The organism is Micromonospora sp. TSRI0369 (genome assembly GCF_001905625.1).
GTDB lineage: Bacteria > Actinomycetota > Actinomycetes > Mycobacteriales > Micromonosporaceae > Micromonospora > Micromonospora echinospora_A.
In genome coordinates this window covers 1-22,297 of the sequence record NZ_LIVU01000019.1, presented here as the reverse complement: position 1 = coordinate 22,297, position 22,297 = coordinate 1, and the positions used below count along the sequence as shown (strand labels likewise).

Annotated in this window: 20 protein-coding genes and 1 pseudogene; 11 read left to right on the top strand and 10 right to left on the bottom strand. The window is 74.3% G+C overall.

The genetic code is table 11. The annotated features are described in order from the left end of the window. Window positions 1-20: 20 nt before the first annotated feature. Both AMK25_RS30955 and AMK25_RS30950 read right to left on the bottom strand, forming a co-directional pair. The gene (locus AMK25_RS30955; RefSeq protein ID WP_073831897.1) at window positions 21-1,013 is read right to left on the bottom strand and encodes an SWIM zinc finger family protein; all 993 of its coding nucleotides are present in this window, start codon (window positions 1,011-1,013) and stop codon (window positions 21-23) included. After that, window positions 1,010-4,249 (bottom strand): DEAD/DEAH box helicase, encoded by a 3,240-nt coding sequence (locus AMK25_RS30950; protein ID WP_073831896.1) that lies wholly within the window; start codon window positions 4,247-4,249, stop codon window positions 1,010-1,012. The genes AMK25_RS30955 and AMK25_RS30950 overlap by 4 nt, the downstream gene beginning before the upstream one ends. Window positions 4,250-4,332: 83 nt before the next feature. Between AMK25_RS30950 and AMK25_RS30945 the strand changes: the two genes are divergently transcribed. Then, on the top strand, window positions 4,333-5,193 hold the full coding sequence (locus tag AMK25_RS30945) for a carbohydrate kinase family protein (protein WP_073831895.1): 861 nt from the start codon (window positions 4,333-4,335) through the stop codon (window positions 5,191-5,193). 4 nt (window positions 5,194-5,197) lie between these two features. On the opposite strand, the gene AMK25_RS30940 is transcribed toward AMK25_RS30945, so the two are convergent. After that, window positions 5,198-5,719, bottom strand: a complete 522-nt coding sequence (locus AMK25_RS30940; RefSeq protein ID WP_073831894.1) for a DinB family protein — start codon at window positions 5,717-5,719, stop codon at window positions 5,198-5,200. A gap of 85 nt (window positions 5,720-5,804) precedes the next feature. On the opposite strand from AMK25_RS30940, the gene AMK25_RS30935 reads away from it, so the two are divergent. Then, entirely contained in the window at window positions 5,805-6,011 is a 207-nt protein-coding gene (locus tag AMK25_RS30935) for a hypothetical protein (RefSeq protein WP_073831893.1), read from the top strand. Window positions 6,012-6,020: 9 nt separating this feature from the next. On the opposite strand, the gene AMK25_RS30930 is transcribed toward AMK25_RS30935, so the two are convergent. Together AMK25_RS30930 and AMK25_RS30925 are read right to left on the bottom strand one after the other, a co-directional pair. After that, window positions 6,021-7,166, bottom strand: coding sequence for a polysaccharide pyruvyl transferase family protein (locus AMK25_RS30930; protein WP_073831892.1), 1,146 nt, complete (start codon window positions 7,164-7,166; stop codon window positions 6,021-6,023). Between the two features lie 74 nt (window positions 7,167-7,240). After that, entirely contained in the window at window positions 7,241-7,819 is a 579-nt protein-coding gene (locus AMK25_RS30925) for a TetR/AcrR family transcriptional regulator (protein WP_073831891.1), read from the bottom strand. 92 nt (window positions 7,820-7,911) lie between these two features. Between AMK25_RS30925 and AMK25_RS30920 the strand changes: the two genes are divergently transcribed. Beyond that, on the top strand, window positions 7,912-8,487 hold the full coding sequence (locus tag AMK25_RS30920; protein ID WP_073831890.1) for a dihydrofolate reductase family protein: 576 nt from the start codon (window positions 7,912-7,914) through the stop codon (window positions 8,485-8,487). A gap of 41 nt (window positions 8,488-8,528) precedes the next feature. Beyond that, the gene (locus tag AMK25_RS30915; protein ID WP_073831889.1) at window positions 8,529-9,461 is read left to right on the top strand and encodes a phosphotransferase family protein; all 933 of its coding nucleotides are present in this window, start codon (window positions 8,529-8,531) and stop codon (window positions 9,459-9,461) included. A 128-nt stretch (window positions 9,462-9,589) separates the two neighbouring features. Here AMK25_RS30915 and AMK25_RS30910 read toward each other — a convergent pair whose 3' ends face one another. Then, the gene (locus AMK25_RS30910; protein ID WP_073831888.1) at window positions 9,590-10,804 is read right to left on the bottom strand and encodes an ROK family transcriptional regulator; all 1,215 of its coding nucleotides are present in this window, start codon (window positions 10,802-10,804) and stop codon (window positions 9,590-9,592) included. Window positions 10,805-10,943: 139 nt separating this feature from the next. On the opposite strand from AMK25_RS30910, the gene AMK25_RS30905 reads away from it, so the two are divergent. Together AMK25_RS30905 and AMK25_RS30900 are read left to right on the top strand one after the other, a co-directional pair. Further along, window positions 10,944-11,447 carry a SigE family RNA polymerase sigma factor gene (locus tag AMK25_RS30905; RefSeq protein WP_073831933.1) on the top strand — a complete coding sequence of 168 codons (504 nt, stop codon included), beginning with the start codon at window positions 10,944-10,946 and terminating at the stop codon, window positions 11,445-11,447. Continuing rightward, the gene (locus tag AMK25_RS30900) at window positions 11,444-12,787 is read left to right on the top strand and encodes a TolB family protein (protein ID WP_073831887.1); all 1,344 of its coding nucleotides are present in this window, start codon (window positions 11,444-11,446) and stop codon (window positions 12,785-12,787) included. Before AMK25_RS30905 ends, AMK25_RS30900 begins: the two co-directional genes overlap by 4 nt. A 61-nt stretch (window positions 12,788-12,848) precedes the next feature. Here AMK25_RS30900 and AMK25_RS30895 read toward each other — a convergent pair whose 3' ends face one another. Next, complete coding sequence (locus AMK25_RS30895) at window positions 12,849-13,700, bottom strand: universal stress protein (protein WP_073831886.1); 852 nt, start codon at window positions 13,698-13,700, stop codon at window positions 12,849-12,851. Between the two features lie 131 nt (window positions 13,701-13,831). Between AMK25_RS30895 and AMK25_RS30890 the strand changes: the two genes are divergently transcribed. Beyond that, window positions 13,832-14,290: a MarR family winged helix-turn-helix transcriptional regulator gene (locus AMK25_RS30890; protein WP_073831885.1), complete on the top strand. Its 459-nt coding sequence runs from the start codon at window positions 13,832-13,834 to the stop codon at window positions 14,288-14,290. A 74-nt stretch (window positions 14,291-14,364) separates the two neighbouring features. Continuing rightward, complete coding sequence (locus AMK25_RS30885) at window positions 14,365-15,792, top strand: MFS transporter (RefSeq protein WP_073831884.1); 1,428 nt, start codon at window positions 14,365-14,367, stop codon at window positions 15,790-15,792. Between the two features lies 1 nt (window position 15,793). On the opposite strand, the gene AMK25_RS30880 is transcribed toward AMK25_RS30885, so the two are convergent. Both AMK25_RS30880 and AMK25_RS30875 read right to left on the bottom strand, forming a co-directional pair. Beyond that, complete coding sequence (locus tag AMK25_RS30880) at window positions 15,794-16,591, bottom strand: alpha/beta fold hydrolase (RefSeq protein ID WP_073831883.1); 798 nt, start codon at window positions 16,589-16,591, stop codon at window positions 15,794-15,796. Window positions 16,592-16,643: 52 nt separating this feature from the next. Beyond that, the gene (locus AMK25_RS30875) at window positions 16,644-17,228 is read right to left on the bottom strand and encodes a helix-turn-helix domain-containing protein (RefSeq protein WP_073831882.1); all 585 of its coding nucleotides are present in this window, start codon (window positions 17,226-17,228) and stop codon (window positions 16,644-16,646) included. A gap of 79 nt (window positions 17,229-17,307) precedes the next feature. On the opposite strand from AMK25_RS30875, the gene AMK25_RS30870 reads away from it, so the two are divergent. From AMK25_RS30870 to AMK25_RS30860, 3 genes are all read left to right on the top strand, one after another. Beyond that, window positions 17,308-18,273 carry an NAD(P)/FAD-dependent oxidoreductase gene (locus AMK25_RS30870; RefSeq protein WP_073831881.1) on the top strand — a complete coding sequence of 322 codons (966 nt, stop codon included), beginning with the start codon at window positions 17,308-17,310 and terminating at the stop codon, window positions 18,271-18,273. A gap of 75 nt (window positions 18,274-18,348) precedes the next feature. Further along, complete coding sequence (locus AMK25_RS30865; protein ID WP_073831880.1) at window positions 18,349-20,196, top strand: glycoside hydrolase family 15 protein; 1,848 nt, start codon at window positions 18,349-18,351, stop codon at window positions 20,194-20,196. 201 nt (window positions 20,197-20,397) lie between these two features. Then, window positions 20,398-22,113, top strand: a complete 1,716-nt coding sequence (locus tag AMK25_RS30860) for an ABC-F family ATP-binding cassette domain-containing protein (protein WP_241826571.1) — start codon at window positions 20,398-20,400, stop codon at window positions 22,111-22,113. A gap of 42 nt (window positions 22,114-22,155) precedes the next feature. On the opposite strand, the pseudogene AMK25_RS32135 reads toward AMK25_RS30860, so the two are convergent. Next, a pseudogene (locus AMK25_RS32135) lies at window positions 22,156-22,297 on the bottom strand (long-chain fatty acid--CoA ligase); the annotation flags it as partial.

Below are 22,297 nucleotides of genomic sequence, written 5' to 3'. Positions count from 1 at the left end.
GGTAGAGGAAGGGCCCCTTCTTAACGCGCGCCCTCGGCGCTGCCGACCTCCCTGGGGGAAGCGGCTCCGCCGCTGCCGAACTCCCGGTACGCCCGGCGCAGCCGCTCGGCCAGGCCTGGGCCGCCGATCGCGGCACCGGGTGACCCGAGCTGGCGCAGCAGCAGCTCCGGGCCGGTGGCGAGCGTGGGCGGCCGGTCCGGCAGCGCCACCGGCGCCAGCCAGAACCGGTCCAGCTCCGCGTCCGGCTCGATCGCCGGCAGCCCGGCCAGGGCCCGCGCCGCACCGATCACCGGTGCGGTGGCACCCGTCGCGGCCGGCTCCCGTCCGGCGCCCGGACCCGCCAGGACCGGCGCCCCGCCGCTCCCGTCCGAAGACGCCGACCGGCCCGCCGCGGTCCCGTCCGGTGCCACCTCGGTGGTACGAGCGCCGCGCAGCGTACGCAGCCGGTCGAGCAGTTCGGCGCGGGATCGGCCGCGCCAGTGCAGCAGGTGGAACGGGTCGGCGTCGAACGCCTCGGCGAGCAGGTAGAACGTGGCGGCCAGGTGTTTGCACGGCACCGCGAAGTCGGGGCAGCCGCAGCTCTGGTCCAGCTCGTCGATCTCGGCCGGGAACAGCGGCGCGCCCGCCTCGGCGAACAGCTCCTCCAACTCGGCCGGCAGATCACCGGCGAGCAGCCGGGCGCTGAAGAACGCCTGCCCGGCCAGCTCCGACTCCAGCCGCCGCCACACCTTCTCCGGGTACGCGGCCAGCCCGATCCTGACCGGGTAGGGGCGCGGCCGGGAGCCCTGCACCTCGGCGGTGACCTTTCCGGGCGACACGTCGAGCCGGAGCACCTGCCCCCGGCGCGCGTACGCCCGGCCGCGGGTGAGCCGGGAGCCGAGCGCGAACGACTCCAGCACCTCCACGAAGCGCCGGGACCACCAGGACTGCCCGATCGCGCCTCTGGTGCTGCGCGCCCGCAGGCCGCCCTCGACCCGCAGCGGCGGACCGTAGTCGTCAAAGCCGGGGCTCACTCGACCACCGCCCCGGACTCCAGCGTGAACAGGTCCCGCAGCGTGTCGGTGGACAGCTCGGTGATCCACTGCTCGCCGCTGCCCACCACGGACCGGGCGAGGCTGCGTTTGTCCGCGATCATCGCGGCCACCTTCTCCTCGACGGTGCCGGCGCAGACGAACTTGCGTACCTGCACGCGGCGGCGCTGTCCGATGCGGAACGCCCGGTCGGTGGCCTGGTCCTCGACGGCCGGGTTCCACCAGCGGTCCACGTGCACGACGTGGTTGGCGGCGGTCAGCGTGAGACCGGTGCCGCCGGCCTTCAGTGACAGGACGAACAGTGGCGGTCCCTGCGGCGTCTGGAACCGGGTCACCATGGCGTCCCGTTCGGCCTTGCCGACGCCGCCGTGCAACAGCAGCACCTCCCGGCCGGTACGCGCCGACAGGTGCCCGCGCAGCATGCCGCCGAATTCGGCGTACTGGGTGAACAGCAGCGCCTTCTCCTCCGCCGCGAGCACCTCGTCGACGATCTCGTCGAGGCGTTCCAGCTTGCCGGAGCGGCCGTCCAGCGCGGAGCCGTCGTGCAGCAGCTGCGCGGGGTGGTTGCAGACCTGCTTGAGCCGGGTCATGGTGGCCAGCACCAGCCCGCGCCGCTCGATCCCGTCGCTGGACTCGATCTTCGCCATCATGTCGTCCACCACGGCCCGGTAGAGGGCGGCCTGCTCGGCGGTGAGGTTGCAGACCACCTCCATCTCCAGCTTCTCCGGCAGGTCGGTGATGATCGACGGGTCGGTCTTGAGGCGGCGCAGCACGAACGGGCCGGTGATCCGGCGCAGCCGCTCGGCCACCTCGGCGTCGCCGTGCCGCTCGATCGGTTCGGCGAAGCGCTTGCGGAACGTGGCGGCCGGGCCGAGCAGCCCCGGATTCGCGAACTGCATGATGGACCAGAGGTCGGCGAGCCGGTTCTCCACAGGCGTACCGGTGACCGCGACCCGGTGCCGCGCGGGCAGCGACCGGACCGCCTCGGCCTGCCGGGTGGCGGCGTTCTTGATCGCCTGCGCCTCGTCCACCACCACCCGGTGCCAGTCGACGCCGGCCAGCTCGAACGCGTCCCGGGCCGCCACCGAGTACGTGGTGAGCACCAGGTCCGCCTCCCCCACGGCGGTGGCGAAGCCCTCGCCCCGGGCGCGCTCGGCGCCGTGGTGCACGTGCACCCGCAGCCCGGGGGCGAACTTCGCCGCCTCCCGCTGCCAGTTGCCGACGAGCGACATCGGGCAGACCAGCAGCGTGGGCCCGGCCTCCGGCGGGTCACCGGCGAGCAGCGCGAGCAGTTGCACGGTCTTGCCCAGGCCCATGTCGTCGGCGAGGATGCCGCCGAGCCCGAGCGACTGGAGGAACGCCAGCCAGGCCAGTCCGCGCCGCTGGTACGGCCGCAGCGTCCCGGTGAACGCCGGCGGCGGGTCGGCCGGGGTGAGCCGCCGTTCCGCCTCACCGGCGAGCAGTTCGCCCAGCGCGCCGTCGGCGACCACGTCCAGCACCGGCAGCTCACCGGCCCGGTCGTCACCGGACAGTCCCATCCGCAGCAGGTCGGCCACGCTCAGCTCGCCGGAGGAGCGCAGCAGCTTCAGCCCGGCCTCCAGCCGCTGCGGGTCCAGCTCGACCCACCGGCCGCGCAGCCGGACAAGTGGGGACTTCAGGTCGGCGAGCGTCGCGAGTTCCTCGGCGGTCAGCGGCTGGTCGCCGAGCGCCAGCTCCCAGCGGTAGTCGACGAGCGCGTCCAGCCCCAGCTTGCCGTCGGTGGTGGCGACCGCGCCGGGCGCGCTGCGGCTGCGCGCCCGCAGCCGCGCGCCGAGCCGGGACGAGGAGCGCCGCCACCACGACGGCAGCAGCACCCCGAACCCGGCCGCGTGCAGCACCGGAGCGCCCTCGCGCAGGAACCGGTGCGCGCCCTCGGCGTCCAGTTCCATCCCCTCCGGCGCGGCGGTACGCAACGCGGCGTCCACCTCGGGCCAGAGCCGGCTGGCGCGGCCCAGCTCGGCCAGGAGTGTCTCCTGCGGCTCGACGCCCCGGGCGGTGAGCGCGGGCGCGGGCCGCTGCCAGATGTGCGCGGCGTCCACCACGAGCCCCGGCTCGTCGGCCGGGTGCAGGCCGAACTCGACCCGCCAGACGGCGTCCTCGACCAGCTCGGCGACCGGGTCGACGTCCGGCTCGACCAGGCGGAACGTGGCCCGTACCGCGCCGCCGGCGGCGTCGCGCTGCCAGGCGTCCAGTTCGTGGCGCAACGTCTTCAGGGCGGCGGGCTCGGCCGGGAACGCGCGCTCCGGGCCGGTCAGCGCGGCCAGCCAGCGCGGCACCGCGCCGACCGGGCGCATTCCGCGGTGCAGCCGGGTGTCGGCCAGCGCCACCCGGGCGGCGGCGTCGACGAGCGCGTCCAGCGCCTCGGCGACCAGCTCACCGGCCCCGATGTCGTCGGCCCGCCCGGCCCACGCGTAGTCCGCCGGACCGCCCGCACCGACCGGCGCCGCCACCGGCGCGTCCCAGGGCTCGGGCCGCCATTCCCGGGCGGCACGGGCCGCCGGTGGCAACGCCGTCGCCAGGTCGCGCGCCCAGCCCGCGTCGGTGCCGGTGAGCAGCGGCCGCCAGAGCGCCCACGCCGTCGCCACGTCGTCCGCCCCGACGGCCCGCAACCGCCGCCCGGGCCTCGCGCCCGGATCCACCACGCCCGAGGCCGCCGGTGACCGCCGCGCCGAGGTCCGCCGGCCGGTCGCGGCCGGTCCGCCGTCGGGCACACCACCGGGGTACGCGTCGAGCACGCCGGGCAGCAGCCGGCCGCGTGCCACCAGGTCGGCGGCGAAGTCGGCCAGCTCGCACAGGTGGCGCAGGCTCGCCCCGACCGGGCCCGGCATCGGCGCGCGCAGCAGCTCGTACGCCGCGTCCGGGGCGTACGCCAGGGCCGGGACCCGCCATCCGGCGCGGGTGACCGGGCCGCGGACCGGTTCCCCGACGGTGGCCCGGACCAGCTCCGGCGAGTCCAGCGGCGAGCCGGCCCGGGTCGGCAGGTCCAGCAGGGCGGAGATCGGCTCGCCCGGCATGGCGTCGAGCGCGTCGGCGAGCGTGGCGTGGTCGGCGGCGAAGGGGTGCGGGCGCTCGCGCGGGACGCGACCGGGCCGGCGGGGCGCGCGGGCCGGGCGCGTGCTGTCCTCGGCCCACAGGGCGAGCCCGGCGCGGGGCAGCCACAGCCCGTGGATGACCAGCACGCACTCCCCCTCGACGGCGCCGGGTCCCGGAGACGACGCCCGGGGGCCAGGATAGGCGGCGGGGCGCGGATATCGTCGGCGCCATGGTCGACCTTCTCGTGATCGGCGGGCTCGGCGTGGACGTCCGTGTCCAGGTGCCCGCGCTGCCACCGCCCGTCGCCGACTCGTTGCTGGTGCCGCCGATCGACATGCGGATCGGCAACACCGGCGCCGGGGTGGCGCTGGCCGCGCACGCGCTCGGCCTGCGGGTGGCGCTCGTCGACGTGCTGGGCGCCGATCCGGCCGGTGACGTGGTGCGGGCGGCGCTGGCGCGTACCTCGATCCGGACCACGCTCGCCGACGCGCCGGCCGGCACCCGGCGCTCGGTGAACCTGGTCGACCCGGCCGGACGGCGGATGTCGCTGCACGACCCGCGCCCGTGGTCGGGGCCGGCGCCGTTCGCCGACGCGGAACTGGCCGCGCTCGTGGCCGGCGCCGCCCACGTCCACCTGTCGATCATGGACTGGGCCCGGGACTCGCTGTCGGTGCTGCGCGCCGCGCCGTCGGTCTCCACCGACCTGCACGACTGGGACGGCGAGAACGACTACCACCGCCCGTTCGCCCGGATCGCGGACCTGGTCTTCGTCAGCGACACGCGGCTCGGCGAGCGGGCCGGGGCGGAAGCGGCCCGGCTGGCGCCGCGCACGGTGCTGGTCACCGGCGGCGCGGCCGGCGCGACGCTGCACACCCCGGACGCCCCGCCGGCCCACGTGCCCGCCGCCACCGCGCCGGGCCCGGTGGTGGACACCAACGGCGCCGGGGACGCGTTCGCCGCCGGGGTGATCGCCGCCCGGCTGCGCGGCGCGGACGTGCTCGACGCGGCCCGGTACGCCGCCCGGGTGGCCGCCGCGGCCTGCGCACACGACGGGATGGAGTACCCGGACGGGCTGCTCCCCCGCGCCTGAGGCGTCAGATCGCGCCGGTCTCGCCGTCGGTCAGCTCACGCAGGATGTCGGCGTGCCCGGCGTGCCGGGCGGTCTCCTCGATCAGGTGCACCAGCACCCAGCGCAGCGACACCTCGCCGAGCTGCGGGTGCGGCACCACGTGGTCGAGGTCGAACCGCGCGGCCACCTCGCGGGACCGGTCGCAGGCCGCCTCGTACGCGGCGGCCAGCGAGGCGACCGTGTCGCCGGCTGAGAGCGTGAAGCTGGCGTCGGCGTCGGCCTGGGAGGCGACGTAGACGTCGCCCGGCTCCGGGGCGAACAGGCGGCGGAACCAGTTCCCCTCGACCACCGTCAGGTGCTTGAGCAGCCCGGCCAGGGTGGTGAGTGAGGGCACCAGACGCCGGGTGGCGTCGGCGTCGGTCAGGCCGCGTACCTTGCGCAGCACGGTGCCGCGGTGGAAGTCGAGGAACGCGTCGAGGATCGCCCGTTCGCCGCCCGTACGGGCGAGGACCGGACCGAGAGTCGGATCGATCGTCGGGTGCGCCATTCCCGGACCCTAGTACGCGCTGTGCCCGTTTCGCCGCCCCGCGTGATCCCCTGCGCGGGCGAGCCGGCCGGGGCAGGATGGGCGCATGGCTTCCACGGTGCAGATCCCCCTGGTGGGCGGTGCGGCCGACGGCGAGACCGTCACCGTCGAGCTGGACAGCAACGGCCGGCCCCCGCTGACCCACCACCACCTCGGGTCGAAGGGGCTCGCGGAGGCACAGATCTACGAGCTGGAGTCGGGCGAGCAGCCGGGCCGGGACTGGGTCTACTCCTGGCGCGGCCCGGCGGTCTGACGACCCGGCTCAGACCGCGGGGGTCAGCGACCGGGCCCGGATGCTGTCCAGCACGCTGCGGGTCACCTGCGAGGTGCCCCGCGCCTGCTCGCAGACCTCCGCCACCCGGCGCGCGGTCTCGTCGGCCCGCGCCGCCCGCTCGTCCCACAGCCGGTCCACCTCGGCCAGCAGCGGGCCCTCGACCTCCCGTTCCACGCCGCGCAGCGCCGGCACGCCGAGCCGCTGGGCCAGGTCGAAGACCTTTCCGGCGTACGGCAGCGGCAGGAACGGGGTGCCCATCATGGCCGCGAAGATCAGGAAGTGCAGCCGCATGCCGACCGCGAGGTCGAAGTGGCGCATCAGGCCGAGGATCTGCGCCGGGCGGTAGTCGCCGTGCAGGATCCGGCCCCGGTCGGCGGCGGTCATGTGCGACAGCACGCCGTGCGAGTGCCGGATGTCGTCGCGTTCCATCGGCACGAACAGCACGTGCGCGTCGATCCGGTGCACCAGGAAATCGCCGATCTGGGCGAGCAGGCGGTGGTAGCCGTCCACGTCGAGCCGTTCGGCCGCCCGGCCCGGCTCGCGCACGCTCAGCCCGACCAGCCGGGAGTTGGCCGGCACGCCCTCCTCGCGCAGCCACTGCTCGGGGAATTCCTCCGGTTCCAGCAGGAACGCCGGGTCGGCGGTGACGGTGATGGGGTTGACCAGGCCCGCCTCCTCCAGCACCATCCGCGACTCCTGGTCGCGGACGGTCACCTCGACGGCCTGCGCCAGCGTCTCGCGCACCATGCCGCTGTCGAGTGTGTCGCTGAGCGGGCCGACACCGACCGCGTACGTGAGCAGCGGCAGCCCGCGTTCCTGGGCGACCCGGACCACCCGCAGGTAGCGCCGGGCCTCCTTGTCGTAGAGGATCCCGCCGCCGCCGAGGATGAGCAGGTCGAGCTGGTTGAGCACCGGGGACGAGTCGACGCGGCTGACGCCCTCCCACGGCACCGCCTCGACCTCGGGGTGGGCCAGCGCGGTGTGCGCCGGGTTGCGGGAGAACACGATGATCCGGGCGTTCGGCTCGTGTCGGCGCAGGTCGTCCAGGAGACCCGTGAGGATCGCCTCGTCGCCGAGGTTACGACCGCCGTACGACCCGAGCACGCCGATGGTCATTCCGGTGCGATCCCTCATCCGTTGCTCCTTCCCAGGGGCGTCCGGCCCAGCGTTCCCGCTGGTCGCCCCGGGTTAACGCACGGCGAGGAGACTCAACCGGTGGCGCCGCCGACCAGACGGGAGACGAGGTCGGAGACCACCTGATCGGTGTCGAACCCGGCGTCGATCGAGGTGGTGAGCAGGTCGAGCAGGAGCCCGTCGACGGCGTAGTGCAGCAGCGCCACCTCGTACGCCCCGCCCGGCAGGCCGGCGGCGAGGTGGTGGGCGACGTCGTCGGCGTACCCCTGGCGCAGCACGCCGCCGAGCGCGGACCGCAACTCGGGGCGGCGGGCGGCCTCCAGCCGCAGTTCGAACAGCGCCCGGGTGAGGCCCGGCTCGCGGGTGGTGCGCGCGACGATGTCGCGCAGGTAGTCGGTCATCAGCGCGAGCGACGGCTCGCGGCGCCCGAGGTCGGCGAGCACGGCCGGGTCGGGCGCGATCCGGGCGAAGATCCGTTCGGCCAGGCCGGCGAGCAGCGCCGCGCGGGACGGGAAGTAGTTCGAGGTGGTGCCGGTGGGCACGCCCGCCTCGGCGTCGACCGCCCGGTGGGTCAGGCCGCGCGCGCCCGCGTCGGCGAGCACCCGCAGACCGGCGTCGGCGAGCAGGGTACGGCGTTCCGGGTTCCTGGCCACGCGAACACACTAGCAACAACCACGACAGGTGTTGTACATTCATCTCCGAACCACGACAGCCGTCGTGGATCACCTCGGACATCGGAGCCGGTTTGCGCAAGCTCGTCTACTTCGTCGCCAGCACCCTCGACGGCTTCATCGCCGCGCCCGACGGGTCGTTCGACTTCCTCCCGCTGACGCCTGACCTGGCGCCCCACCTGGTGGCCGAGTGGCCCCAGACGCTGCCCACGTTCGCCCACGCCCAACTCGGCATCGAGTCCCCGCCCAGCGGCCGCTTCGACACCGTGCTGATGGGCCGCGGCAGCTACGAGCCGGGCCTGAAGCTCGGCGAGGCCAGCCCCTACGCCCACCTCAAGCAGTACGTCTTCAGCCGCTCGCTGCCCCCGGCCGACTACCCGGACGTCGAGGTCGTCGCCGGTGACCCGGCGGCCCTCGTCCGTGAGCTGAAGACGCAACCCGGGCGCGACATCTGGCTCTGCGGCGGCGGGCAGCTCGCCGGCCAGCTTCTGGACGAGATCGACGAGCTGGTGGTCAAGGTCAACCCGGTGGTCGTCGGCAGCGGCATCAAGCTCGTCGACACCGGCTTCGATCCGCGGCGGCTCACGCTCACCTCGGCGCGCCCGTTCGACGCCGGCGTGGTCGTCCTGCACTACACGCGCAACGATTAACCCGGTTGCCCCGGACGGCGGGCGGCACGCACCGTGGGACGGTGACGAAGACCCGGTTGCACTGGCACGAACTGCCCGCGCACGTACGCGACGGGGTCGAGGCCGTCCTCGGCGACCGGGTGGTGGCGGCGCACTCGCAGCCGGGCGGCTTCTCCCCCGGCACCGCCGACCGGGTCCGTACCGCAGGTGGTGGCCGGGCCTTCGTCAAGGCGGTGAGCCCGGCGCAGAACGACCGCAGCCCGACGCTGCACCGCGCCGAGGCCCGGATCGCCGCCGCCCTGCCCCCGGACGCACCCGCACCCCGGCTGCTCGGCAACTACGACGACGGCCACTGGATCGCGCTCGTCTTCGCCGACGTGGAGGGCCGGCATCCGGCCACCCCGTGGCGTACCGGCGAGTTGACGGCCGTGCTGTCCACGCTGGAGACCATGGCGGCGGCGCTCACCCCGGCGCCCGCCGCCGCCGGAACCACCACCGCCGCCGAACACCTCGCGCACGACTTCGGCGGCTGGCGGCGCATCGCCGCCGACCCGCCGGCCGACCTCGACCCGTGGGCCCGGTCCCACCTGCCCGAACTGTGCGCCGCCGCCGGCCGGGGCCTGGCCGCGCTCGCCGGAGACACGCTCTGCCACGTCGACGTCCGCGCCGACAACCTGCTGCTCGGCCCGGACGGATCGGTCACCGTCGTCGACTGGCCGTGGGCCTGTCGCGGGCCGGCCTGGCTGGACACCCTGCTCACCGTCGTCAACGTGCAGGTGTACGGCGGCCACGACCCCGACGCGCTGCTGGCCGCCCAGCCGCTGACCGCGAATGTCGACCCGGCCGACCTGACGGGTGTGCTGGCCGGCCTCACCGGTTTCTTCCTCGACGGCGCCCGCCAGCCACCCCCACCCGGCATCCCCACGGTACGGGCGTTCCAGCGCCTACAGGGCGAGTCCCTGCTCCCCTGGCTAACCCACCGCCTGATCCCCTGAACCCTGACCCGCCGCCGGGCGGGTGTCGCCGTCGATCTTGGAGTTGTGGCACCTCACAAGGCTCACCAAAGCGACATCCCAGGCGCCACAACTCCAAGATCGGCGAAGCACCGACGCGCGGCGTTGGCTCACCCGGAGGCGGGGACGCCCAGGGGGTCGGCGAACAAGGGGGTGAAGCCCAGTTCGGCGGCGCCGATCAAGGTGGCGTCGTAGCCGAGCGCGGACACGCGCAGCCGGGCCTTGTCGCGCGAGATGGGCAGCACGTTGGCGGCGATCCGGCTGCGTACGTGGTCGGCGCAGACCGGAAAGACCTCGCTGAGCGTGCCTCCGAAGATCACCACGCCGGGGTTGAACAGGTTGATCACGTTCGCCACGCCGATGCCCAGCCAGTCACCGATGTGCCGCAGCGCGTCCTGCGCGGCCGGCTCGCCCCGCGCGGCGGCGGCCACCACGGCCCGTACCGCCTCGCGCCCCTTCTCCCCCGCCGGGCGCCCGGCGGCGTCGAGCAGCGCCCGCTCACCGACCTCGGCCTCCAGGCACCCGCGCGAGCCGCAGCCGCAGGGCCGCCCCTGGTACGGGTTCACGAGCATGTGCCCGACCTCGGAGGCGTACCCGCCGTCGCCGTCGAGCAGCTCACCGCTGACGATGATCCCGCCGCCGACACCCACGTCACCGTGCAGGTAGACCACGTTCTGCACGCCGACTCCGGCGCCCCGCTGATGCTCCGCCAGGGCTCCGAGGTGCGCCTCGTTGCCGACCAGGACGGGCAGGCCCAGATCCAGCCGCCGGGCCAGCTCGGCGCCGAACGCCTGGTCCACCCAGCCCATGTCCGGTCCGAAGCGGACCATGCCGTCGCCGGGCCGGATCATCCCGCAGTACGACGCGCCGACACCGACGCACACCGATCCGGGTGGCGCGGCGTGGTGCAGCGCCCGCCCGAAGTCGGCGAGCACCGAGACCACGGAGTCGAGGTCGGCCCCGGCCCGTGGCCGTTCCGCCTCCAGGCGGGCCGACACCACGCCGCCGAGCCCGACGCGGGCGGCCACGAGCCGGTCCACGGCGATGTCGAAGGCGATGACGTAGACGGTGTCCGAGGCCGGGCGGACCACAAGCGAGGGTCGTCCCGCCCGTCCGCTGCCGCCGGCCGCCACCTCCCGGACCAGGCCGGCCGACGCCAGTTCCGCGGTGAGCGCCATGACCGTGCTGCGGTTGACGCCCATCCACTCGGCCAGCTCGACGCGCGTGACCGGGCCGGTCAGGTGGACGCGCCGCAGCAGCGCGCCGAGGTTGGCCCTGCGGCCGTCCCCCTGCGCATGCCGGTCCGCGACCAGGCCCTTCCGCATCGACCACTCCGTCAGACGGCGACTGGCTTGTGACCCGAGAATAGTTGCCGCACATCGGCGCGTGCCAGCGCCCGCCTCCGGGGCGGCTGCCTCAACCATCGAGGGCTCGACCGGCGTTCTTTGCGGTGAGGGGGTGGGCATGTCGGAGTCGTTCCGCGAGTTCGTGGTGCAGCGGTCACCCGCGTTGTCGCGGACCGCGTACCTGCTGACCGGCGATCACCAGCTCGCCGAGGACCTGTTGCAGAGCGCGCTGGCCCGCACCTACCGCCACTGGCGGCGGATCCGCGACGGGGATCCGGAGGCGTACGTGCGCCGGGTCATGTACCACCAGCAGGTCTCCTGGTGGCGCCGTCGGCGGGTGGCCGAGCGGCTGGACCCGATGCCGGCCGAGCGCGGCGGCGGCGACCACACCGACGCGACGGCGCTGCGGCTGAGCGTGGTGGCGGCACTGCGGCGGCTCACCGCGCGGCAGCGGGCCGTGGTGGTGCTGCGGTACTACGAGGATCTGACCGAGGCGCAGGTGGCCGAGGTGCTCGGCTGCTCGGTGGGCACCGTGAAGCGGCACGGGCACGACGCCGTACGCCGGCTGCGCGAGCTGGCCCCCGAGCTTCTGGAGCGGACTCCGGAGAGGAGCGAGCGATGAGCGTACGGCTGCGGGAGGCGTTGCGGGAGGCGGCGGCCGAGGTGCCCGCGTACCCGGTGCACGACCGGGCGGTGCGGACCGCGCGGCGCACGCGGTGGCGGACCGCCGCGGTGGCCACGGCGGTGCTGGCGCTGGTGGCGGCCGTGCCGCTGACGGTACGCGGGGACGACCGGACCGCGCCGGCGGGCTCGGGCGGCGCGGCGCTGCCGGACCGGCTCGGGCTGCCGCCGTTCGGCGCGTTGCGGGCGACGGACCGGCCCGCGCTCGGCCCGGCGTCGGTGGTGTTCAGCGGGCAGGCGCGCGGGCTGACCGGCCTGGTCGACGAGAACGGCACTGTCGGCATCGTCGGGGCGGACGCGGACCGGTACCGGACGTGGACTGTCGGTTTCGAGGTGCCCGCCGGGGAAGGGGTGCTGCTCTCCCCGGACGGGCGGTTCCTCGCGGCGCCGAACGGGTCGCCCACCAGCCCCGGGGTGGACGTGATCGACCTGGCCGGCGGCACGGTCCGGCGGTTGCCCAGCCCGCGGCCGGGAAGCGTGGGGACGGGGCCGGCCGGGTGGGCGCCGGACGGGTCCGCGCTGGTGGTCGTGGACACCACTCCGGCGAACCCGGAGCGCAGCTCGTACGTCAACACGCTCAGCCTGGTGCGGCTGGACACCGGCCGGGCGGTCCGCCTGCTGGAGACCACGCAGCTGCCGGTGTTCGGATCGCCGCTGGCCTTCGCCGCCGACGGGTCTCGGCTGGCCTACCAGGTCGGCACGAAGGTGCTGGTGAGCAGCCCGGACGGGCGGCAGATCTCCTCGTTCCCGCTGCCGCCCGACACCGCGCTGGCAGGCAAGGGGGCCTGGCTGCCCGACGGCTCGCTGACTCTGGTCGCCCACGAGGTGGCCGGCGACCGGTGGCGGCTGCGCCGGGTCGACACCGACGGGCGGGAGCTGTCGCCGCCCGCGCTGGCCGCCGTCTCGGGCGTGACGGCGATCCGGCTGCTCGGCTGGCTGCCGGACGGGAGCGCGTGGGTGGTCGCGTACCGGCCCGAGCCGAACGCGCCGAGCTGGTACGCCGACGGGCTGGCGATGGACCAGCGGACCGCGTACGCCAACGTGCGCTCGGTCCGGGTGCTGAGCCTGACACCGGGTGCCGCTGCCCCGGTCACGCTGCTCACCGCGCCGGACCAGGTGCTCGCCGTGGACGTGGCGGACTCGGTGGTGCGCGCCGGCCGGGTCCGCGAGGCCGATCCCCCGTCCGGCCCCGGCGGCCGGGCGTGGTGGGGGGCGGGCCTGGTGGCGCTGGCGCTCGGCGGCCTGGCGGCGTACCGGCGGCTGCGCCGCGGGCGCCGGTGACGAAGCGGGTGCCTCCCCGGCGGGGAGGCACCCGTGATGCTTTCTCGGGCTACGCCGACTGTTACTCCGCTTCGCGGACCGGGCTCTGCGGCACCACCATCACCGGCCGGTGGGCGCGGTGCAGGGTGGCCATGGCGACGCTGCCGAGCAGGATCTTGCGCATCGCCGTCCGTCCGCGCGAGCCGACCACCACCGTGCTCGCCTTGTGCTCGGTGGCGACGGCGGAGAGCGCCTCGGCCACCGCGCGCCCCTGGGCGCCGCGCCCGGCGCTCACCCGCACGATGGTGACCTGTCCACCGGCCGTGTCCGGCGCAGGCGTCTCGTCCTCCTCGCCGTCGACGGCGACCAGGACGACGTCCCGCTCGGGGAAGAGGCGCCGGGTGGCGTCGAGCGCCGCCTCGGCGCCGGCGGAGGCGTCCCAGCCGACCACGACCGGCCCGGCGGCGAGCGCGTCGTGCTCGTCGGTGAGCAGCGGGTGCGGCACCACCAGGACTGGTCGCGGGCTGTAGTGCACAGCCATGTCCGAGACGCTGCCGAGCACGGCCCGGGCGCCGCCCAGCCCGCGCGAGCCGAGCAGCAGCACGTCGGTCTGCTTCTCGTCGGCCAGTTCGGCGAGCCGGAGCCCTTCCCCGCCGTAGCTGCGGCACACGAGCGGCTCGGCGTCCCAGCCGGCCGCGCGGGCCAGCATCACGCCGACGGAGGTGAGCCGGTCGGCCTCCCGGCCGCCCTCGCGCTCGATCGCCTCCACGAACGCGTTGATGTTGCGCTTGCCGGTCCAGAGGCGCTTACGCAGCTCCTCGCTGGCGAACGGTGGCGTCCACAGATGCCCGATCCATGCGTGCGCGCCGGGGAACAGCAGCGCGCCCGCCTCGATGGCGGCGCTCGCGGCCGGGGACCCGTCGTAACCCACCATCACTTGCCTGCTGTGCACGTCGCTCACCGCACCAAACCTCTCTTGCCGACGACATCCCACAAGATCGTATCCGCGGCCGGAGCGGGTCCGCGTGGGATCATCCGCCACGGACCCGTCGGTACGCTGGGCGGATGAGCACCCCGGACCTGTCGTACCTGCTCGACCACACCAGTCATGTGCTGCGCACCCGGGTGGCGGCGGCCCTGGCCGAGATCGGGCTGACCGCGCGGATGCACTGCGTGCTCGCGCACGCGCTGCCCGAGGAGCGTACGCAGATCCAGCTCGCCGAGATGGGCGACATGGACAAGACCACGATGGTGGTGACGGTGGACGCGCTGGAGCGGGCCGGCCTGGCGGTGCGGCGTCCGTCGCGTACCGACCGGCGGGCCCGGATCATCGCGGTCACCGAGGAGGGCGCCCGGGTGGCCGCGCGCAGCCAGGAGATCGTCGACCGGGTGCACGCCGAGACGCTGGCGAGCCTGCCGGACGACGAGCGGGACGTCTTCCTACGCGCGCTGGAGCGCCTGACCGCCGGCCACCTGGCCAATCCGGTGCCGAGCCCGAAACCGGCACGCCGCGCCCGCCAATAGTTCTCAAAGAGATTGTCTGTAACGGGACTATCCGTTACGGTCCATCCTGTCGCACCTCTCGACAGGAGGACTCCATGTCCGCTCCCCGCTCGCGTCAGGTCGCGCTCGGCGTGCTCGCCAGCAGCGCCCTGATGACCATCCTCGACGGCAGCATCGTCACCGTGGCGATGCCCGCCATCCAGCGCGACCTGCGTTTCTCCCCGGCCGGCCTGAGCTGGGTGGTGAACGCGTACCTGATCGCCTTCGGCAGCCTGCTCCTGCTCGCCGGCCGCCTCGGCGACCTGCTCGGACGCCGGGCGCTGTTCCTCGGCGGCACCGCGCTGTTCACCGCCGCGTCGGTGCTGGCCGGGCTCGCGGAGAACAGCGCCACGCTCGTCACCGCCCGCTTCCTCCAGGGCGTCGGCAGCGCGGCGGCGGTCGCGGTGAGCCTCGGCATCCTGGTCACGCTCTTTCCCGACGCCGCCGAGCGGGGCCGGGCGATCGCCGTGTTCGCCTTCACCGGCGCCGCCGGGGCGGCCATCGGCCAGGTCGCCGGCGGCCTGCTCACCGATGCGCTGGGCTGGCACTCGATCTTCCTGATCAACCTGCCGATCGGCCTGGCCACAATCGCGCTCGCGGTCCGTACGCTGCCCGCCGACCGGGGCCTCGGTCTGGCCGCCGGGGCCGACGTGGCGGGCGCGCTGCTGGTCACCGCGGGACTGGTGCTCGGCATCTACACGGTGGTCACCATCGAGCGGTACGGGGCGACGTCGGCGCGTACGCTCGGCCTCGGCACCCTCGCCGTCGCGCTGGTCGCCGGCTTCGTCGTCCGGCAGGCGACCGCACGCCGCCCGCTCATGCCGCTGCGGATCCTGCGCTCGCGCGGCGTGGTGGTGGCGAACGTGGTCCAGATCCTCACCGTGGCGTCGACGTTCGCGTTCCAGGTGCTCGTCACGCTCTACCTCCAGCAGGTGCTCGGCTACGACGCCACAGGCACCGGGCTGGCCCTGCTCCCGGCGGCAGTCGTCATCGGCGCGGTGTCGCTCGGCGTCTCGGCCCGGCTCAACGCCCGCTTCGGCGAGCGGGCCGTGCTGATCGCCGGGCTCGTGCTGCTGGTTGCCATGTTCGTGTTGCTGGCCCGCATACCGGTGGACGGCAGTTACCTGCCCGACGTGCTGCCGGTGATGCTGCTCGCCGGCGGGTTCGGGCTGGTGCTGCCGGCGCTGACCGCGCTCGGCATGTCCGCCGCCGGCGCCGGGGACGCCGGTCTCGCCTCCGGGCTGTTCAACACCACCCAGCAGCTCGGCATGGCGTTCGGCGTCGCGGTGCTGTCCACGCTGGCCGCCGCCCGTACCGCGGACCGGGTCGCGCTGGGCGACGACCGGGCCACCGCGCTGACCAGCGGGTTCCACCTGGCGTTCGCGATCGGCGCAGGGCTGCTCGTGGTCGCCGTCGGGCTCGCGTACGCGCTGCTGCGCCCGCGCACGACGGCGGGCGCGGACACTCCGGCGCTGGTGGGCTGAGTCAGCCGGGGGCCCGCGCCGGGTGAGTGAGGAACGGCAGCACCGCCGCCGGCAGCGCGGGTGAGGTCAGCACGTCGTAGTGGGTCAGTCCGGGCAGCACCGCCAGCCGGGACGCGGGACGGTCGGTTCCGTCGCCGCCCGCGTCCCGGTGGCCGCCGCCGAGCAGGCCGAAGAACTCCGCCGCGTGGCTCACCGGGATCTCGTCCGCGTCGGCGAACACCAGCAGCACCGGCATCGGCAGCGCGGCCACCTCGGCGGACCAGTCGTAGTCCCGTCGCAGCAGCTCGCCGCCGCGGGCCCAGAGCGCCGGCCAGTCCTGCGGACGGGGCGCCACCCGCGCATATCGCTCGTGGAGCGGGGTGCCGCGCATCCGTTGTGCGACGCGTTCGTCGTGGGCGGACATCGCGGCGAGCGTGCGCGGGTACCAGCCGTGCCGCCGGAACGGCGTGGAGACCAGCACCAGGCGCCGGATCAGGTCGGGGTGCTGGACCGCGGTACGCAGGGCCACCCCGCCGCCGAGGGAGTAGCCGAGCACGTCGGCCCGGGGCAGGCCGAGGTGGCGCAGCAGCGCGGCCACGTCGTCGGCCATCGACTCGTACCGCAGCGGCCGGTCCACGTCGGCGGTGCGGCCGTGGCCCTGCAGGTCGACGGCGATCAGCCGCCGGCGTGTGGCCAGCGCCGGGCGGATCGGCGCGAACGTCTCCGTCGAGCCGTACTCGCCGTGCAGCAGGACCAGCGGCTTGCCGTTCCCGTGCTCCTCGTACCAGATCCGCAGCCCGCCGGCCTCCGCATAGCTCACCCGCCGATCGTCGCGCCGCCGATGCCGCCGCGGGCGCGTTTGCGGTCGACGCTCAGCTCGACGCGCGGGGGCGGGCGCGCAGGTGGGCGCGTTCGCCCTGGCTGCCGAAGAGACTGAGGAACTCCACCCCCTCGCTGTCGGCACGCCCGAACCAGTGCGGCACGCGGGTGTCGAACTCGGCCGCCTCGCCGGGGACCATCACCAGGTCGTGCTCGCCGAGGACGAGCCGCAGCCGCCCGTTGAGCACGTACACCCACTCGTACCCCTCGTGGGTCTTCGGCTCGGGCTCGGACCGGCCGCCGGCCGGGATGATCAGCTTGTACGCCTGGATGCCCCCGGCCCGGCGGGTGAGCGGCAGCATGGTCATCCCGTACGCGGCGACCGGCCGCAGGTGGATGCGCGGGTCGCCGGTGGGCGGGGCGCCGACCAGCTCGTCCAGCGTCACGCCGTGCGCGCGGGCGAGCGGGAGCAGCAGCTCCAGCGTGGGCTTGCGACCGCCGGACTCCAGGCGGGACAGCGTGCTCACCGAGATGCCGGTGGCGGCGGAGAGGTCGGCGAGCGTGGTGTCCCGCTCACGCCGCAGCGCGCGCAGGCGGGGACCGACCGCGTCGAGGGCCTGGTCGAGCTCGTCGTCCATGCCACCAGTTTGCCACATCAGCAAGAGAGTTTGCGGTTCTGCTCTTCCCCGCCGCAGTCTGGTCGCGGAGGTGGTCACGATGACCGAGGTACGTGAGGACTACGAGGTACTGGTGATCGGCGGCGGTGCGGCCGGGTTGAGCGGCGCGCTGATGCTGGCGCGGGCACGCCGGTCGGTGCTCGTGGTGGACGGCGGCGAGCCGCGCAACGCGCCCGCCGACGGGGTGCACGCGCTGCTGGGCCACGACGGCGTGCCGCCGGCCGAACTGCTGGCGCGCGGCCGGGACGAGGTCCGCCGCTACGGCGGGCACCTGACCGAGGGCCGGGTCGAGGCGGTACGCCGCGACGGCGACGGCTTCGAGGTGACGCTCGCCGACGGCCGGCGGGTACGCGCCGCTCACGTGCTGGTCGCCACCGGCCTGGTCGACGAGCTGCCCGAGGTGCCCGGCCTGCGCGAGCGCTGGGGACGGGACCTGGTGCACTGCCCGTACTGCCACGGCTGGGAGGTGCGGGACCGGCCGATCGGGGTGATCGGCAGCGGCCCGATGTCGGTGCACCAGACGCTGCTGTTCCGGCAGTGGAGCGACGACGTGGTCTACCTGCGGCACACCGCGCCGCCGCTGACCGACGAGCAGGCCGAGCAGCTCGCCGCCCGCGGCGTGCCGGTGGTCGAGGGCGAGGTCGTGGCCGTCGAGGTGGCCGGGGACCGGGTGACCGGGGTACGCCTGCGTGACGGCCGCACCGTCGACCGGGAGGTGCTGACCGTCGCGCCCCGGATGGTCGCGCGCGCCGGGTTCCTGGCCGGGCTGGGCCTGCGCCCGCAACCGCACCCCAGCGGGATGGGCGAGTATCTGCCGGCCGACGAGTCGGGGCGTACCGAGGTTCCCGGGGTGTGGGTCGCGGGCAACGTGACCGACCTGTCGGCGCAGGTCGGGGCCGCCGCGGCGGCTGGTGCCCGGACCGCGGCGATGATCAACGCGGACCTGGTGAACGAGGAGACCCGGCGGGCGGTCGAGGCCCGGCGTGGCGTGCAGGAGGGTGCGTGAGCACGAATCGCCTCTAACCTGACAATTCTTCCCCTAGGTTGGGTCGGAGAGGGCAGTCGGATCCTGGGGGGCGGCGTGAAGAGCTATCCGGCGATCGAGGATCACGGGCTCATCGGCGACCTCCAGACCGCGGCGCTGGTGACCTGTGACGGGACGATCGACTGGTTCTGCGCGCCGCGTTTCGACTCGCCCAGCGTCTTCTGCGCGTTGCTGGACAAGGACAAGGGCGGCTTCTTCCAGATCGCCCCGCACGACGTCCGGTACGTCACGAAGCAGCTCTACCTGCCCGGCACGCCGATCCTGATCACCCGGTTCATCAGCGCGGACGGCGTCGCCGAGGTGATGGACTTCATGCCTGTGACCGGCGAGCGGGTCACCGACTCGCACCGCGTCGTACGCATGGTCAACATGGTGCGGGGCACCATGCGCTTCCGGGTGGAGTGCCGGCCGCGCTTCGACTTCGCCCGGGAGAGCCACGAGCTGGAGCGGCACCGCAACGGCTACCTGTTCCGGAGCCGGTCGGCGACGCTCGCCTTCAACCCGATCGATCCGGTGCGGCAGCTCTGGGCCAAGACCGGCGAGATCCGCATGGAGGACGGCGACCTGATCGCCTACGGCACGTTGCAGGAGGGCGACACCGGCGGGGTGGTCCTGGAGACCGGCAGCGAGGAGCCCAGGATCATCCCGCCGGAAGAGGTCCAGGGCATGTTCGAGTGGACCCGGGACTACTGGCGGCGCTGGGTCGAGCGCTCCCGCTACACCGGGCGCTGGCGGGAGATGGTCGAGCGCTCGGCCATCACGCTCAAGCTCATGACGTACGCGCCGACCGGCGCGATGATCGCCGCGCCGACCGCCGCGCTGCCCGAGCTGGTCGGCGGCTCCCGCAACTGGGACTACCGCTACACCTGGGTACGCGACACCTCGTTCTCCGTGCACGCGCTGCTCGGCCTCGGGTTCACCGAGGAGGTCAGCCGGTACATGGACTGGCTGGACGAACGCATCCGCGAAGCCGGCGACCACCAGGACCCACTGAAGATCATGTACCGGGTGGACGGGTCCTCGGACCTGCACGAGGAGGTGCTCGACCACCTGGAGGGCTACCGCGGCTCCCGTCCGGTGCGGATCGGCAACGGCGCCGCCGACCAGATCCAGCTCGACATCCACGGCGAGGCGCTCTACGCCATGCACCTCGCCGACGAGCAGGGCATCCGGGTGTCGCACCAGGTGTGGAAGAGCACCGTGCGGCTGATCGACTGGCTCTGCCACAACTGGGACCAGCGCGACGCCGGGATCTGGGAGAGCCGCCACCACCCCCGCAACTACACGTTCGGCCGGGTGATGTCGTGGGTGGCGCTGGACCGCGCCATCCGCCTGGCCACCCGCACCGGCCGGCCCGGGGACATGAGCTGCTGGACCGAACAACGCAACCGAATCTACAACCAGGTCATGGCCCGCGGTTTCCACCGGGAACGCGGCAGCTTCGTGCAGGCGTACGACGAGAACGTGCTCGACGCCGCTCTCCTCTACATGCCGGCGGTCGGCTTCGTCACGCCCACCGACCCGCTGTGGTTGTCCACCCTCGAGTCGATCGAGCGGGACCTGGTCTCGGACAGCCTGGTCCACCGGTACGACCCGGTCCACTCCCCCGACGGGCTCCCCGGCCACGAGGGCACGTTCAACATGTGCACGTTCTGGTACGTCGAGGCGCTGGCCCGCTCCGGCCGGCTGGACGACGCACGGCTCACCCTGGAGAAGATGTTCACCTTCAGCAACCACCTCGGCCTCTACGCCGAGGAAATCGCCTCCACCGGTGAGCAGATCGGCAACTATCCGCAGGCGTTCAGCCACCTCGCCCTGATCAACTCGGCGCTGGCGGTGAACGACCTGCTCGACGCCGAGGCCTCCGCCCGCCTCCGCCGGTAACTCCGGTGATCTCCGGCCCGGAGCCGGGTACTGTTTACCGCATGAGGTTCTTCGCCGCTGTCATGAAGCCCTGGTCCCTCCGCTGACGGCGGCAGGGTGACCGGCTTCTTCTGACGTACCAGCTCTGCTCCGCCGTCCCGGCGTTCCCGCCGGGCGGTGTCCTCGCGCTGCCCGGCTCCCCGACGAGCCGAAGAGCGGACTGTGCACAACCTCGACAACATTCCTTCCTTCCCATCCACCTCGGGCGGTTCGCTGCCCGCCGGGCACCGGGCGCACGTCCGGGCCGCCGGCGTCCGCGTCGTACTCGGCGGCCGGGTCGTGCTGTCCGACGTCAGCGTGACCGTCTCCGCCGGTTCCCGCCTCGCAGTCGTCGGCGAGAACGGCCGTGGCAAGACCACTCTGCTGCACGTGCTGGCCGGCCTCACCGCGCCCGACCAGGGCGTGGTGGAACGGCTGGGCACGATCGGCGTCGCCCGGCAGAATCTGGAGTCGCGCCACGGCGAGACAGTGGGCACGCTCGTCCGGGAGGCGATCCGGGAGTCCGAACGCGCGCTGCGGGCGCTCGACGAGGCGACGATCGCGCTCACCGAGGGCCGGGCGAGCGCGGACGACGCGTACGCCGTCGCCCTGGACGCGGCGACCCGGCTGGACGCCTGGGACGCCCAGCGGCGCGTCGACGTGGCGCTGGCCGGCCTCGACGCCTGCCCGGACCGGGACCGGGAGCTGGCCACGCTGTCCGTCGGCCAGCGCTACCGGGTACGGCTGGCATGCCTGCTCGGGGCGCGGGTCGACCTGCTGATGCTGGACGAGCCGACCAACCACCTCGACGCGGACAGCCTGGCCTTCCTCACCGCCCGGCTACGCGACCACCCGGGCGGCGTCGTGCTGGTGACCCACGACCGCGCCCTGCTGCGGGACGTCGCCACGGAGTTCCTGGACCTCGACCCCAGCGCGGACGGGCGCCCGCGCCGCTACGCCGGGGACTACGCCGCCTGGCAGGACGGGCGCCGCCGCGACTTCGCGCACTGGGTACGCGACCACGAGGCACAGCAGGCCGAGCACCAGCGGCTGGCCGACGGGGTACGGGAGGCGCAGGACCGCCTCAGCACCGGCTGGCGGCCGGAGAAGGGACACGGCAAGCACCAGCGCCAGTCCCGCGCGCCCGGACTGGTCCAGGCGCTGCGCCGCCGGCAGGAGGCGCTCGACGCGCACCGCGTCACCGTGCCGGAGCCACCGCAGCCGCTGCGCTGGCCACCGCTGGACACCCGTGCCGGACTGCCCATCCTGCGATGCCACGACGTCACGGTGGCCGGGCGCCTGCGTACCCGGGTCACGCTCACGATGGACGGCGGGAACCGCCTGCTGGTGACCGGTCCCAACGGCGCGGGCAAGTCGACGCTGCTCTCCGTGCTGGCCGGCGACCTCACGCCGTCGACCGGGGAGGTCCGTCACCTGTCCGGCGCGCGCGTCGCGTACCTCGGTCAGGAGGTGCCCGACTGGCCACCGGCGCTGCTCGCGCACGACCTGTACGAGCAGCACGTGGGCCGGCTCCGCTCCGCCGGGCGCGTCGGCTCCGGCACGGCCCTGCCGCTGAGCGCGACGAACCTGCTCGACGCCGAGGCCCGGCGTACGCCCGTCGGCCGGATGTCGCACGGACAGCAACGGCGGCTGAACCTGGCGCTGCGCCTGGCCGAACGTCCCGACCTGCTGATCCTCGACGAACCCACCAACCACCTGTCGGCGCCGCTGGTCGACGACCTCACCGCCGCCCTGCTGACGACCCGGGCGGCGGTGGTCGTCGCCACCCACGACCGGCAGATGCTCCACGACCTGGCGGCGTGGCCCACGCTGTCGCTCACCGCCCCGGCGGTGCCAGGCCGTTCGGTCACGCAGGGTGATGCCCGGCCGGAAGACTGAGTACTTCGAGCGATATGACTGAGAGGCATATTTATGGGTCTTGCGCTCGGCGATCAGCTTGTCGAGCGTCTCCTCGGTCAGCGAGCCGTCGGTCTGGACGTACGCGGTGATGCCGTCGTCCCAGACCACCACCGCGGCGGTGACGCCGGGCAGCCCGGCCACAGTGGCCTCCACCTCGGTCAGG